Here is a 14,081-nt window from a genome sequence, read left to right on the forward strand (position 1 = left end):
CTTTCAATGGGTTGGTTGGTTTCAGTCCTGCTGCAGTGGCTTCTTGGAAGTCTCGGCGGCGAACAGGACTGCGATGAGGGAAACAAGGGCGGCAGCCACGAGGTACCAGCCGGGGGCCAGTTGATTGTGGGTCATGCCGATGAGGAGCGTTGCCATGAACGGCGCAGTACCGCCGAACAACGCGTTGGAGAGGTTGAAGCTGACAGCGAACCCTGTGTAGCGGACCTTCGTCGGGAAGAGTTCGGCCAGGAAGCTCGGCAGGGTGCCGTCGTTGAGGGTGAGCATTCCGCCCAGCAGGATCTGGACCAGCACGATCACCAGGAAGTTGCGCGTATCCAGGAGCATGAACGCCGGGACCGTCAGTACCACGAACAGTACAGACGCCGTGATGAGCATGCGCTTGCGGCCGAACTTGTCCGACGCGATGCCGGTCAGGAAGATGAAGCCGATGTAACTTGCCAGGGCGATGGTAGTGGCAAGGAACGATTCCGCTGCTCCGAAGCCCAGTTCCACGGACAGGTATGTGGGCATGTAGCTGAGGATCACGTAGAAGCCGACGGCGTTCAGCAGCACTGCGCCCGTGGCGATGATGAGCTGCTTGCGGTAGGTCTTGAACATCGCCAGGGCCGGAGCCTTGACAGGGGTCTCCTTCTCGGACAGTTCACGGAACGCAGGGGTGTCCTCGAGCTTGGTGCGGATGTACCTGCCGATCAAGCCCATGGGCGCCGCCAACAGGAACGGCAGCCGCCAGCCCCATTCGTTCAGCTGTTCCGGCGTCAGGACTGAACTCAGCAAGGCGGCCAGCAAGGAGCCCAGCAGGAGACCCGCTGCGGTACTGGCAGGCACGACGGCGGCATAGAGTCCGCGACGATTCGACGGCGCATACTCCACCAGGAAGGCGGACGCGCCGGCGTACTCCCCTGCAGCGGAGAAGCCTTGGACCACTCTTACGAGCAACAGCAGGATCGGGGCCATGACCCCGATAGTGGCGTAGCCGGGAATCAGGGCGATGCAGAACGTGGCTACCGACATCAGGACGATCGAGAGCGACAACGCCTGCTTCCGGCCCAGCCTGTCTCCGATGTGGCCCCAGATGAATCCACCGAGCGGCCTTACGAAGAAGCTGACGGCGAAGACACCGAAGGTCGCGAGAAGGGCTGTCTGCCGGTCCGACTCGGGAAAGAAGACGGTCGAGATGATGCCGGCCAGGTATCCGTAGACGGCGTAGTCGAACCACTCCACGAAGTTGCCGATGAAGCTTGCAGTGACTACGCGTCGGCGCGTGTCCTTGCTGACTGTGTGATTGGGGCCGGCTTCGGGAGAAGTGCCGAGTCCACCATTGGACTGATCTCCCGGAACGGCTGCCACAGAGGAAAGTTCATTACTCATGTGTCCACCAAGAATATTTGGGGTTGCATTAGAAGCAACGCTGTTGCACCAGACTACGTGTGGGCCGCGTCACGGTCAAGAGTGTTTTCAAAAGTCATTCAGGGGTTTGTTGGGCGCTTCGGGTATGTTCAGCGTTCGCGAGCCCGATCCTATGGTTGTTGCAGCCGAAGCGACTGAGTTGCACCAGTCGCCCCAACCCCCGGATGTTCTCTCACATCCAGCGGCCCTTTTCCGGACGCTCTCTCAAATCCAGCGGCCCATTGCGGGACGCTCTCCCACATCCAACGGCCCTTTTCCGGACGCTCTCCCACATCCAACGGCCCTTTTCCGGACGCTCTCCCACATCCAACGGCCCATTTCCGGACGCTCTCTCACATCCAACGGCCCATTTCCGGACGCTCTCTCACATCCAACGGCCCATTGCGGGACGTTCTCTCACTTTCATAAAGAAAGCCCGACGTCGGACACCCACGGTGAGGAGCGGAGTTCTGGCTCGCGGTACTGACTGTGATCAAGAACCGGGGCGTGGAGGACGTGTGCATCACTGTCTGCGACGGCCTCAAGGGCCTGCCGGAAGCGATCAACACCGTTTGGCCCTTGGCTGTGGTCCATACCTGCATCGTGCATCTGGTGCGGAACACTTTCCGCTACGCCTCAAGGAGGACTGGACCGAAATGGCCCGGACCTCCGCCCGGTTTACACGGCGCCGTCCGAGCCCGCGGCCAAGGAACGCCCTGGAGAGTTCACCGGTAAATGGGGCAAGCCGTATCCGGCGATCATCCGGTTGTGGGAGAACGCGTGGAGCGAGTTCGTCCCCTTCCTGGACTACGACGTGGAGATCTGTCGCGTCATCTGCAGCACGAACGCATCGAATCCTCAACGCCCGCTATCGTCGCGCAGTCAGGGCCCGCGGACACTTCCCGACCATCCCGGCGGCCGTTAATTGCCTCTACCCGGCCACCCACGCACTGGATCCCACCGGGAGGAGCAGAGCACGACGGATTGCACGATGAAAACCGGCCCTGAACGCCTTTGCCATCAGCTTCGAAGGAAGAATCACATAGCGCCAACACCCAATCCACCGTTAAGCGGACACTCCCACGGTGACTGCCGACGTCGGGCTTAGCGCGTGACAGCGAGTCAGATGCCGCCGCAGGATTTGAGAGAACATCGGCCAAAAGACCGTCGGACGTGAGAGAGCATCGGCCAAAAAACCGCTGGAAATGAGAGAACATCGGCCAAAAGACCGTTGGACGTGAGAGAACGTCCACCAAAAGACCGTTGGACGTGAGAGAACGTCCACCAAAAGACCGTTGGACGTGAGAGAACATCCGCCAAAAGACCGTCGGATGTGAGAGAACGTGCCGGCGGCGGAGCCGGCGGGGGCTCTAGAGGACCTTGCGGATCGTCTCTTCGAAGCTGACTACGTGGTGCAGGGCAAGTTCGGCGGCGCGGTCTTCGTCGCCATCGGCGATGGCTGTCAGCAATTCCGCATGCTCGGAGATGTGGCCTGAGACGGAGGGCATCCGTTCCAGCATGTAGCACCAGATGCGGGTAGCCAGGTTGTCATACCGGATCAGGACGTCTTCCAGATGTGCGTTCGCGGAGGCCTTGTAGATCAGGCGGTGAACCTGGATGTCGTAGCGCATGAGTTCCTGGGAGGAATTGTCCTGGCCTTCAAGATCGCGAATTGCACCAGCGACAGCGCGGAGTTCTGAACGCATTGCAGGGCTGGCCATGCGGGCGGCCTTCCTGGAGGCGAGTGGCTCCAGGAGCTCGCGGATCTCGGAGACCTCAGCGAGCTGGGTGATGTCCACGCCCGTGGCAAACGTCCCGCGCCGCGGGTAGGAGACCACCAGGTGGTCGCTTTCGAGACGCTTGATGGCCTCGCGGACGGGTGTGCGCCCAATGCCCAGCTCGGCTGCAATCTGGCCGTCGTTGATGGGGTCGCCGGGCTTGATGTCCAGCATGATGAGCCTGTCGCGCAGGAGCAGGTAGGCGTTCTCCGCCAGGGACGAACCCTGTGGAGCTGATTCCAGTGCTTCCAATGCTGCGCTCATTGCTCTCTCCCGTTGTCGCCAATCCAGTTTGGGTGGATTGCCGCAGACCTGTTGACGACCTTGTGATCTTCAACATACTATGGCAATAGTTCTAATATATCAGTTGCCTAACAGTCGGCCACTAGACAAGCTTTTGAAGGAGAACACCATGGTTGAACCGCTGATCCGCCCGCTCGCACAGGCGGACCCGGAGGTCGATCAGGCGATCGCCCTGGAACTCATCCGCCAGCAGTCCACGCTGGAAATGATCGCCTCTGAGAACTTCGCCCCCACGGCCGTCATGGAAGCACAGGGCTCGGTCCTTACCAACAAGTACGCCGAGGGTTACCCGGGCAAGCGCTACTACGGCGGCTGCGAACACGTTGATGTGATCGAACAGCTGGCCATCGACCGCCTGAAGTCCCTGTTCGGCGCAGAATTCGCCAACGTCCAGCCCCACTCCGGCGCCCAGGCAAACGCCTCCGCAATGCACGCACTGATCACCCCTGGCGACACCATCATGGGCCTGAACCTCGCCCACGGCGGCCACCTGACGCACGGCATGCGCATCAACTTCTCCGGCAAGCTGTACAAGGTTGTCCCGTATGGCGTCCAGGAGGACACACACACCATCGACATGGCGGAGGTGGAGCGCCTCGCCCTGGAAAACAAGCCGCAACTGATCGTGGCCGGCTGGTCCGCGTACTCCCGCCACCTGGACTTCGCAGAGTTCCGCCGCATCGCGGACCTCGTGGGTGCCTACCTGATGGTGGACATGGCCCACTTCGCGGGTCTCGTCGCAGCTGGACTGCACCCGAGCCCGGTCCCGCACGCCCACATCGTCACCAGCACCACCCACAAGACCCTGGGCGGTCCCCGCGGCGGCGTCATCCTGACGAACGACGCCGACATCGCCAAGAAGGTTAACTCCGCAGTCTTCCCCGGACAGCAGGGTGGCCCGCTGGAGCACGTCATCGCAGCCAAGGCCGTAGCGTTCAAGATGGCTGCCGAGCCGGAGTTCAAGGAACGCCAGGTCCGTGTGCTTGAGGGTTCCAAGATCCTTGCCGAGCGCCTCCTCCAGGACGACGTGGCCGCAGCCGGCATTTCCGTGGTCAGCGGTGGGACCGACGTCCACCTGGTACTCGCCGATCTCCGCCACTCCGTCCTTAATGGCCAGCAGGCCGAGGACACGCTGCACCGCATCGGCATCACGGTCAACCGCAACGCCGTCCCCTTCGACCCCCGCCCGCCGATGGTTTCCTCGGGCCTGCGCATCGGCACCCCCGCCCTCGCAGCCCGCGGCTTCGGCGCCGAGGACTTCACCGAAGTCTCGGACATCATTGCGACGGCGTTGATCGCCGCAGCGAACAGCGGCACCAACGGCGAGGGAACCGAAGCAGGCACCGATGGTGACGTCACCCTTGACGATGCGACCGCCGTCGAACTCCGCCGCCGCGTGAGCGCGCTGGCCGACAAGTTCCCGCTTTACCCACACCTCAGCAACGGCAAGGACGCCGCAGCTGAACTCGAAGAAATGATTGGAGCAGCCCAGTGAGCGCGGACCACCTCCCCGAACACCCCGACTTCCTCTGGCGCAACCCGGAACCGAAATCCTCGTACGACGCCGTTATTGTCGGCGGCGGCGGGCACGGCCTGGCAACGGCCTACTTCCTGGCCAAGAACCACGGCATGACCAACATCGCCATCCTTGAAAAGGGCTGGCTGGCCGGTGGCAACATGGCCCGCAACACCACCATCATCCGGTCCAACTACCTCTGGGACGAGAGCGCTGCGATTTACGAGCACGCCCTCAAGCTGTGGGAAATCCTGCCGGAAGAGCTGGAGTACGACTTCCTGTTCAGCCAGCGCGGCGTAATGAACCTTGCCCACACCCTGGGCGATGTCCGCGAAAGCATGCGCCGCGTGGGCGCCAACCGCCTCAATGGTGTGGACGCAGAGTGGCTGGAGCCGGACCAGGTCAAGGAACTCTGCCCCATCCTGAACACCAGCGACAACATCCGCTACCCCGTCATGGGCGCCACGTATCAGCCGCGTGCCGGCATCGCCAAGCACGACCACGTGGCCTGGGCCTTCGCCCGCAAGTGCGATGAACTCGGCGTGGACATCATCCAGAACTGCGAAGTCACCGGCTTCATCAAGGACGGAAACCGGGTTACGGGCGTCAAGACAACCCGTGGCACCATCAACACCGAAAAGGTAGGCCTCTGCGCCGCAGGCCACAGCTCGGTCCTTGCCGAGATGGCCGGGTTCCGCCTCCCGATCCAGTCCCACCCGCTCCAGGCGCTCGTGTCTGAACTGCACGAGCCGGTCCACCCCACGGTGGTCATGTCCAACCACGTCCACGTGTATGTGTCCCAGGCACACAAGGGCGAACTGGTGATGGGCGCTGGCGTGGACTCCTACAACGGCTACGGCCAGCGCGGATCGTTCCACGTGATCGAGGAGCAGATGGCAGCCGCCGTGGAGCTCTTCCCGATCTTCGCCCGGGCCCACGTGCTCCGGACCTGGGGCGGCATCGTGGACACCACACTGGACGCCTCGCCCATTGTTGGGCTCACCCCGGTGGAGAACATGTTCGTCAACTGTGGTTGGGGAACGGGTGGCTTCAAGGGCACTCCTGCGGCTGGCCTGACCTTCGCGCACACCATCGCAACCGGCGCCCCGCACAAGCTCAACAAGCCCTTCGCCCTGGAACGCTTCGAAACCGGAGCGCTCATCGACGAACACGGCGCCGCAGCCGTGGCCCACTAATAAGGACGGGAAAAGACATGCTTCTCATTTCATGCCCCAACTGCGGGCCACGCGACGAAACCGAATTCCACTACGGCGGCCAGGCGCACGTTGCCTACCCGGAGAACCCGAACGAACTCACCGACCGCGAGTGGGCCGAGTACCTGTTCTACCGCGAGAACACCAAGGGTGCATTCGCAGAACGCTGGGTCCACAGCACAGGCTGCCGCCAGTGGTTCAACATGCTGCGGGACACCGTGACTTACGACATCCACTCCATCTACGCGATGGGACAGCCCCGCCCGGATACAACCGGCGAGTACGGCCAGGCCGGCGGAGCAGGCCTCGCCCCCGGCGCCCCCACCACCCCGACGGCCACTGCCGCCCCCACCTCCTCGGAAGGAGTCTAGAAGTGACCAGCAAGAACGCACGCCTCGCCACTGGCGGACGCATTGACCGCAGCATCGCTTGGCGCTTCACTGTGGACGGCCAGGAATTCACCGGCCACCCCGGCGACACCATCGCCTCGGCGCTGCTGGCCAACGGCCACATCAACGCAGGCAACTCCCTTTACGAGGACCGCCCCCGCGGCATCATGGCCGCCGGCGTGGAGGAATCCAACGCCCTGGTCAAGATCGCTCCCCGCTTCCCGGGCCACGTTGCCGAATCCATGCTCCCCGCCACCGCCGTTTCACTCGTGGACGGCATGAACGTTGAGCTGCTCTCCGGTTTGGGCAAGCTTGACCCTGCCGAGGACAAGGCTGAGTACGACAAGAAGTACGTCCACACGGACGTCCTGGTGGTCGGCGGTGGTGTTGCCGGCCTGGCAGCCGCCCGTGAAGCAGTCCGCACCGGTGCCCGCGTCATCCTGATCGACGACCAGCCCGAACTGGGCGGTGCACTGCTCTCCGGTTCCACGGCCGAAGGCCTGCAGGAAACCATCGAGGGCAAGCCTGCCCTGGAATGGGTTGCCGATGTGGAAGCCGAGTTGGTCTCCGCCGAAGAATGCACCGTGCTGAACCGCACCACTGCCTTCGGTTCCTACGATTCCAACTACTTCATCGCAGCGCAGAACCGCACGGATCACCTGACCGTTCCGGCCGCGCCGGGCGTTTCGCGTCAGCGTATCTGGCACATCCGCGCACAGCAGGTTGTCCTGGCACCGGGTGCCCACGAGCGTCCGCTGGTCTTTGAGAACAACGACCGCCCGGGCATCATGCTCGCCTCGGCTGTCCGCACGTACCTCAACCGCTACGCGGTCGCGGCCGGTTCACGCGTCGTCATCAGCACCACCAACGACTCCGCTTACCTGCTCGCCGCAGACCTGAAGGCAGCAGGCGTGGCGATTGCCGCCGTCGTCGATGCCCGTCCGCAGATCAGCGCGAAGGCCGCTGCCGCCGTCGAGTCCGGTATCCGGGTCCTCATTGGCAGCGCGGTTGCTGACACGAGCGCCGATGACAAGGGCCGCCTCAACGGCGTCACCGTCCGCAGCATTAACGACGACGGCGAACTCACCTCGGGCGTCGAGCAGATCGCCGCAGATCTCCTTGCTGTTTCCGGCGGCTGGAGCCCGGTGGTGCACCTCCACAGCCAGCGCCAAGGCAAGCTGCGCTGGGACGACGAGCTCGCTGCGTTTGTTCCGTCCACGGTGGTTCGGGACCAGCAGGTAGTTGGCGCAGGCCGCGGCAGCTACGAACTCCAGGACTGCCTCGCAGAGGGCATCTCGGCTGGAGCGGCAGCATCCATCGCTGCTGGTTTTGAGTCCGCAACCACCCCGGTGGACCTGCAGGCACCTGTGGCTAGTGCGCCGACACGGCAGCTGTGGCTGGTTCCCGGCCAGGAAGGCGAACCTGGCGAGTGGCACCACCACTTCGTTGACTTCCAGCGTGACCAGTCCGTGGCTGACGTCCTTCGCTCCACGGGCGCCGGCATGCGCTCGGTGGAACACGTGAAGCGGTACACCTCCATCAGCACCGCCAACGATCAAGGCAAGACCTCCGGCGTAAACGCAATCGGCGTCATCGCCGCTGCATTGAAGTTCGGCGGCGCGGAAAGCGTACCCGGCGTCGGCGAGATCGGCACCACCGCCTACCGCGCACCGTTCACCCCGGTCGCATTCGCCGCATTGGCAGGCCGCCAGCGCGGGGAGCTTTTCGATCCCGCCCGAGTGACCTCCATCCACCCCTGGCACGTTGCCCAGGGTGCACTGTTCGAAGACGTCGGACAGTGGAAGCGCCCTTGGTACTACCCGCAGTCCGGCGAGGACATGGACACGGCAGTCCTGCGTGAATGCGCAGCAGTCCGCGATTCCGTGGGCTTCATGGACGCAACCACGCTGGGCAAGATCGAGATCCGCGGCACGGACGCCGGCGAATTCCTGAACCGTGTGTACACCAACGCCTTCAAGAAACTCGCACCGGGATCCGCACGCTACGGTGTCATGTGCACCCTGGACGGCATGATCTTCGACGACGGCGTGACCCTGCGCCTGGACGAGGACCGCTACTTCATGACCACCACCACCGGCGGCGCTGCCAAGGTGCTGGATTGGCTGGAAGAGTGGCACCAGACGGAGTGGCCCGAACTGGACGTCGTCTTCACCTCCGTCACGGAGCAGTGGAGCACCATCGCCGTCGTTGGTCCCAAGTCCCGTGCAGTGATCGCGAAGGTTGCCCCGCAGCTCGCCGAAAACGGCGGCCTGGATGCTGAAGCCTTCCCGTTCATGACCTTCCGCGAAACCACGCTGGCATCGGGAGTGCAGGCACGCGTTTGCCGTATCTCCTTCTCCGGTGAACTGGCCTACGAAATCAACGTTCCGTCCTGGTACGGGCTGAACACCTGGGAAGCCGTTGCCGCCGCGGGTGCTGAGTTCAACATCACCCCGTACGGCACGGAAACCATGCACGTGCTCCGCGCCGAGAAGGGCTACCCGATCGTCGGGCAGGACACCGACGGCACGGTCACCCCGCAGGACGCCGGCATGGACTGGATTGTTTCCAAGGCCAAGGACTTCATCGGCAAGCGCTCCTACCTCCGTGAGGATGCCAAGCGCGAGGACCGCAAGCACCTGGTGAGCGTCCTTCCCGTGGACCACTCGCTGAGGCTGCCCGAAGGCACGCAGCTTGTGGAGAAGGGCATCCCGGTCAACCCGGCATACGGACCCGTCCCCATGGAGGGCTTCGTAACTTCGAGCTACCACAGTGCCGCTTTGGGCCGATCCTTCGGCCTGGCCCTGATCCAAAACGGCCGCAACCGCATCGGCGAGACCCTCGTGGCCTCGGTGGGAGACCAACTGGTGGACGTGGTTGTTGGCGAAACCGTACTTTTCGATGCTGAAGGGACCCGCAAAGATGGCTGAAACAGCAACACCAGCAGAAACCGCACACGTCGACCGCGTACGGGGAGCCCGCCGCAGCCCGGCCGAGCACCTCGCTGACGCCTTCACCTCCGGCTCAGTGCCGGGCACGGTGACGCTCAAGGAAATCCCGTACCAGGCCATGGTGGGTATCCGGGTTGAGCGAACGTCCGACGCCGGTGCCCGCGTCGCCTCCATCACCGGCGGCTTGCCTGCCACTTGTGGTGAAGTGACGGAGGCCGGTTCCGTGAACACACTCTGGCTTGGCCCCACCGAGTTCCTGGTAGTCGCTCCGGAGGAGTCCCATGACTCACTCGGCGGCTCCTTGGTCAGCGATCTGACCAAGGCACTGGGCAACGGTGAAGGTCAGGTGGTGGACCTGTCCGCCAACCGCACCACGTTCGAGCTCTCCGGCAGCCACGCCCGCGCTGTGCTCGAAAAGACGTGCTCGCTGGACCTTCACCCCCGCGTCTTCAAGGCAGGCACCGCCGTCTCAACGGAGCTCGCACACATCCCCGTAATGCTTTGGAAGACCTCGGACGAGAACTACCGGATCTTTCCCCGGGCCTCGTTTGCCGATTTCCTGGGACGCTGGCTTCTTGATGCCATGCGGGAGTACGCCTCCCCCGAGGTCCCCTAATGGCACTGAGTGTGCTTGACCTGTTTTCTGTTGGCATCGGGCCGTCGTCGTCACACACGGTCGGCCCGATGCGGGCGGCAAAGCAGTTCACGGACGGTCTTGAATCGTCCGGCCAGCTTCCGGCCACGGTGCGCGTCCAGGCTGAGCTCTTCGGCTCCCTGGGCGCCACCGGCCGGGGCCACGGCTCCGACAAAGCCGTGGTGCTGGGGCTGCAGGGCCAATCACCCGAAACTGTCGACACCAAAACGGCTGATGACCAGGTGGCCGCAGCTGCCCTCGACGCCGAACTGCGCCTGGGTGGCGACCACCGGGTGGACTTCAACTGGGACGAGGACGTGGTCCTCCACCGCCGCAAGTCCCTTCCGGCACACCCCAACGGCATGACGTTCCGGGCACTTGACCACACCGGGGCAGTACTGCGTGAGCGCAGCTACTACTCGATCGGTGGCGGCTTCGTGGTGGATGGGGACGCCACGGGCACGGACAAAGTGGTAGCCGATGACACCGTGCTCCCCTACCCGTTCTCCACTGCTGACGAGTTGCTCGCTATTTGTTCACGCGAGGGCATGTCGATTTCCGATGTCATGCTGGCCAACGAACTGGTGTGGCGATCCGAGGACGAGCTCCGGGAGCGCCTCCTCAGCATCTGGGCCGTCATGCGCGAATGCGTGGACAACGGCTGCTCTGCCGAGGGAATCCTTCCTGGAGGTCTGAAGGTCAGGCGACGGGCGCCGTCGTTGTTTAAGAAGCTTTCCGAGACCGACGCCGAGCTGAACGGCGAATCCTCAGCGGACCCCTTGCTCGCCATGGAATGGGTAAACCTGTTCGCCCTTGCCGTCAACGAGGAAAACGCGGCCGGCGGCAGGATCGTCACCGCGCCAACCAACGGTGCCGCCGGAATTGTGCCGGCCGTGCTGCACTATTACACCAAGTTTGTTCCGGGGGCCAACGACGACGGTGTCGTGCGGTTCCTGCTCGCGGCAGCCGCCGTCGGAATTCTGTTCAAGATCAACGCGTCCATTTCCGGCGCCGAAGTTGGCTGCCAGGGTGAGGTGGGTTCCGCCTGCTCCATGGCCGCCGCTGGTCTTTGCGAGGTTCTGGGCGGGACGCCGGAGCAAGTGGAGAATGCGGCCGAGGTGGGCATCGAGCACAACCTGGGCCTCACGTGCGATCCCGTAGGCGGGCTGGTGCAGATCCCGTGCATCGAACGCAATGCCATCGCCAGCGTCAAGGCGATCAACGCTGCCCGCCTTGCCCTGCACGGCGATGGCAGCCACAAGGTGTCCCTGGACAAAGCCATCAAGACCATGCGCGAGACAGGCGCCGACATGAAATCCAAGTACAAGGAGACCTCCCGTGGAGGCCTCGCCGTCAACGTAGTGGAGTGCTAGCCATGACTGCCATCCAAACTGAAACCTCTGTTACCCCTGCCGAAGAAACCACCGTGGAGCACGTCCTTACCCTGGACTGCCCTGAAGGTCCCGGCATTGTGCACGCTGTGTCCGGCTTCCTGCTGGAGCATGGCTGCGACATCATCGACAACAAGCAGTTCGGTGACCGTGCCGAGGGCCACTTCTTCATGCGGGTGCACTTCGCTTCCTCCGGTGACGAATCAACCGTGGACACGCTGCGGGCTGCGTTTTCCCCTGTGGGCGAGAAGTACAACATGAACTGGCAGCTGGAACGCCAGGGGTCCAAGCGTCGCGTGTTGATCATGGTCTCGAAGTTCGGGCACTGCCTCAATGACCTGCTGTTCCGTGCGCGGATCGGTGAGCTGCCGATCGATGTGGTGGGCGTCGTGTCCAACCACACGGACCACCAGGGCTTGGCTGAGTGGCACGGGATTCCCTTCTTCCACGTCCCTGTCACCGCCGCGACCAAACCTGCGGCGGAAGCGCGTTTGCTGGACATCATCGACGAGTTGGACGTGGAACTCGTTGTGCTGGCCCGGTACATGCAGGTGCTCAGCGACGATCTCGCCCGCAAGCTCGACGGGCGCGCCATCAATATCCACCACTCGTTCCTGCCGAGCTTCAAGGGTGCCAAGCCGTACCACCAGGCTTACGCCCGTGGAGTGAAGACCGTGGGCGCCACCGCCCACTACGTCAACGGCGAGCTGGACGAGGGCCCGATCATCTCCCAGCAGGTGGTTGAGGTGGATCACACGTTCGGACCGGACGATCTCGTAGCCGCCGGTCGGGACACGGAGTGCAAGGCCCTCAGCAACGCCGTTCGTTGGCACTGCGAAGGGCGGATCATCCTGAATGGGAACAGGACGATTGTGCTGAAGTAAGGCCTTGCGCGCCCCATTTCGATGGTCCGCTACGCATTGGACGTATTAAAACGTCGTGTGCGCAGCGGGCCGTCGTTTTGGCGTTTAAAGGTTCTGCAGGCGAGCCAACCGCGCAGCCACATGCAGGGCCGCGAGCCGTCCCGTTCCACGCGGATCTCCCCCGCACAGCTCGAAGATCCGCTGCAGCCTATGGTGCATGGACTGCCGTTCCAGGTGCAGTTCGCGTGCGGCCTGGGCTGTGTTGCAGCCGGTGTCCAGCCAGACGGTCAGCGTCCGGAGGAGCTCGGATCGCCGCAGTTGGTCATGCTCGACGACGGCCCCCAGCTGCCGCTGAACGAACCCTTCCCGGGTGGCTGAGTCCAGATGTTCCTCGGCGAGGCGTTCCACGGCGAAAGCTTCAGCATCCACCACGCCACCTTCCGCCAAATCCAGGTCCAAGGTCCGGCGAGCCTCGGCCAGCGACCACGGGGCCTCATCGATCCCCTTGCCCACCGGGCCAAGCGCTATCGCTGAACCGGCCGGCGTCTCCAATGCCCTGAGCGCGTCCATCAAGGCAGCCCGGGTCGCAGCGCCATCGCCAACGGACGCGAGTGCGATCAGCTCCGCATTATCTGCATAGCTGGCGCTGTGCGGCACGTTCGCACGCAGCAATGAATCCAAGGCCGAGCGGAGATGCCCGGCACCCGTGGAGCGGATCACCAGCGCAGCAACAGGGCCATTGGCGGGAAAACCCGACGCCGGCCCGAGCTGCTGGAGCTGCCACGATTGGCTCCCGGAATTGATGGCCCGCATCAGTTCGATGCCCGCCAATTCCTTCAATCCCGGCGGCATCCGCTGCAACAGGGCCAGGCCAAGAATGTCCACGGACCGCTCTCCCGCCACGCGCGCGAGGCCGCTGTCGCCGTCGTCGGGCACTCGCAGCTCCAAGCGGGCGGCGAGGACGCCACGCACAGGCACATCAACTGTGATGAGCCCGCGGTCCTCCACCGGCGGCGCTGAGCCTGGTGCGGAACCTGCTGCGGAGCCTGCTGCCGAACCCAGGGTAAGGCCCGACGGCGATACCAACCGCGCGCTGGCACCCGTCCTTTCCGCCAGGACAGCCAGAAGTTGGTCAAGTCCGCCGCCATGGGCGAGTTCGGCGGCCATCGCGTGGCTGGTTTGGTCGCCGCGTTGAAGCTGTTCGACGGACTCGCTGACCAGGAGTGAGTTGATCTCCTGCATGACGGCGACGAACGGTACAACGTGACGCAATTCAATAACGGGTAGGCCTGCGGCTTCGGCGGCTTCCAGCATGCCGGCCGGCACCTGGGGCAGGGCCGGGCCCGTCTCCAGTGCCAGTGCCGCAATCCCGCGTGCCGCGAGTTCCCGGACGTATTCGGCTTGCCGCCCGGAGCTCTCAAGGGCAAGCGCCTGGCCACCGCTGAGGAGCAGTTCGCCACCGCTGAGGAGCGGAGCAATGTCCAAAACCTCGCTGGAGTGCACCCATCGGACGGGGCGGGTCAGGGCGTCCGCCACTGAATTAAGCAGGCGTGGCTCAGCGGCTTTGAGGCTTTCACGTTCCAAGGCCTGGCCCAGAAGGATAGGCATGACACTCCGTATGGTCGAATGCAGTTT

Annotated in this window: 10 protein-coding genes and 1 pseudogene; 8 read left to right on the plus strand and 3 right to left on the minus strand. The window is 63.7% G+C overall.

The genetic code is table 11. The annotated features are described in order from the left end of the window. Nucleotides 1-21: 21 nt before the first annotated feature. Complete coding sequence (locus tag LDN82_RS20515) at nt 22-1,389, minus strand: MFS transporter (RefSeq protein WP_224165645.1); 1,368 nt, start codon at nt 1,387-1,389, stop codon at nt 22-24. 477 nt (nt 1,390-1,866) lie between these two features. Here LDN82_RS20515 and LDN82_RS20520 point away from each other — a divergent pair. After that, nucleotides 1,867-2,399: pseudogene (locus tag LDN82_RS20520) on the plus strand (transposase); the annotation flags it as partial. Nucleotides 2,400-2,777: 378 nt separating this feature from the next. On the opposite strand, the gene LDN82_RS20525 reads toward LDN82_RS20520, so the two are convergent. Further along, on the minus strand, nt 2,778-3,449 hold the full coding sequence (locus LDN82_RS20525) for a GntR family transcriptional regulator (RefSeq protein ID WP_224165646.1): 672 nt from the start codon (nt 3,447-3,449) through the stop codon (nt 2,778-2,780). Between the two features lie 148 nt (nt 3,450-3,597). Here LDN82_RS20525 and glyA point away from each other — a divergent pair, with 148 nt between their 5' ends. The 7 genes from glyA to purU are packed head-to-tail and all read left to right on the plus strand — an operon-like array spanning nt 3,598 to nt 12,467. Next, complete coding sequence (gene glyA / locus LDN82_RS20530; RefSeq protein WP_224165647.1) at nt 3,598-4,983, plus strand: serine hydroxymethyltransferase; 1,386 nt, start codon at nt 3,598-3,600, stop codon at nt 4,981-4,983. After that, nucleotides 4,980-6,200, plus strand: coding sequence for a sarcosine oxidase subunit beta family protein (locus tag LDN82_RS20535; protein WP_224093436.1), 1,221 nt, complete (start codon nt 4,980-4,982; stop codon nt 6,198-6,200). The genes glyA and LDN82_RS20535 overlap by 4 nt, the downstream gene beginning before the upstream one ends. A gap of 17 nt (nt 6,201-6,217) precedes the next feature. Continuing rightward, nucleotides 6,218-6,589, plus strand: a complete 372-nt coding sequence (locus LDN82_RS20540) for a sarcosine oxidase subunit delta (RefSeq protein WP_224093433.1) — start codon at nt 6,218-6,220, stop codon at nt 6,587-6,589. Between the two features lie 2 nt (nt 6,590-6,591). After that, the gene (locus LDN82_RS20545; RefSeq protein ID WP_224165648.1) at nt 6,592-9,537 is read left to right on the plus strand and encodes a 2Fe-2S iron-sulfur cluster-binding protein; all 2,946 of its coding nucleotides are present in this window, start codon (nt 6,592-6,594) and stop codon (nt 9,535-9,537) included. Continuing rightward, nucleotides 9,530-10,174 carry a sarcosine oxidase subunit gamma family protein gene (locus tag LDN82_RS20550; RefSeq protein ID WP_224165649.1) on the plus strand — a complete coding sequence of 215 codons (645 nt, stop codon included), beginning with the start codon at nt 9,530-9,532 and terminating at the stop codon, nt 10,172-10,174. Before LDN82_RS20545 ends, LDN82_RS20550 begins: the two co-directional genes overlap by 8 nt. After that, complete coding sequence (locus LDN82_RS20555; protein WP_224165650.1) at nt 10,174-11,565, plus strand: L-serine ammonia-lyase; 1,392 nt, start codon at nt 10,174-10,176, stop codon at nt 11,563-11,565. The genes LDN82_RS20550 and LDN82_RS20555 overlap by 1 nt, the downstream gene beginning before the upstream one ends. 2 nt (nt 11,566-11,567) lie before the next feature. Beyond that, nucleotides 11,568-12,467, plus strand: coding sequence for a formyltetrahydrofolate deformylase (purU, locus tag LDN82_RS20560; RefSeq protein ID WP_224165651.1), 900 nt, complete (start codon nt 11,568-11,570; stop codon nt 12,465-12,467). 84 nt (nt 12,468-12,551) lie between these two features. On the opposite strand, the gene LDN82_RS20565 is transcribed toward purU, so the two are convergent. Then, a complete protein-coding gene (locus LDN82_RS20565; protein WP_224165652.1) occupies nt 12,552-14,054 on the minus strand; it encodes a PucR family transcriptional regulator in 1,503 nt (500 codons plus the stop codon). Between the last annotated feature and the right edge of the window lie 27 nt (nt 14,055-14,081).

The organism is Arthrobacter sp. StoSoilA2, assembly GCF_019977195.1.
Lineage (GTDB): Bacteria > Actinomycetota > Actinomycetes > Actinomycetales > Micrococcaceae > Arthrobacter.

Bases quoted from the DNA above. Each gene is read 5' to 3' on its own strand.
- LDN82_RS20515 (WP_224165645.1), bottom strand. From the start codon at position 1,389: ATGAGTAATGAACTTTCCTCTGTGGCAGCCGTTCCGGGAGATCAGTCC.
- LDN82_RS20525 (WP_224165646.1), bottom strand. From the start codon at position 3,449: ATGAGCGCAGCATTGGAAGCACTGGAATCAGCTCCACAGGGTTCGTCC.
- glyA (WP_224165647.1), top strand. From the start codon at position 3,598: ATGGTTGAACCGCTGATCCGCCCGCTCGCACAGGCGGACCCGGAGGTC.
- LDN82_RS20540 (WP_224093433.1), top strand. From the start codon at position 6,218: ATGCTTCTCATTTCATGCCCCAACTGCGGGCCACGCGACGAAACCGAA.
- LDN82_RS20550 (WP_224165649.1), top strand. From the start codon at position 9,530: ATGGCTGAAACAGCAACACCAGCAGAAACCGCACACGTCGACCGCGTA.
- LDN82_RS20555 (WP_224165650.1), top strand. From the start codon at position 10,174: ATGGCACTGAGTGTGCTTGACCTGTTTTCTGTTGGCATCGGGCCGTCG.
- purU (WP_224165651.1), top strand. From the start codon at position 11,568: ATGACTGCCATCCAAACTGAAACCTCTGTTACCCCTGCCGAAGAAACC.
- LDN82_RS20565 (WP_224165652.1), bottom strand. From the start codon at position 14,054: ATGCCTATCCTTCTGGGCCAGGCCTTGGAACGTGAAAGCCTCAAAGCC.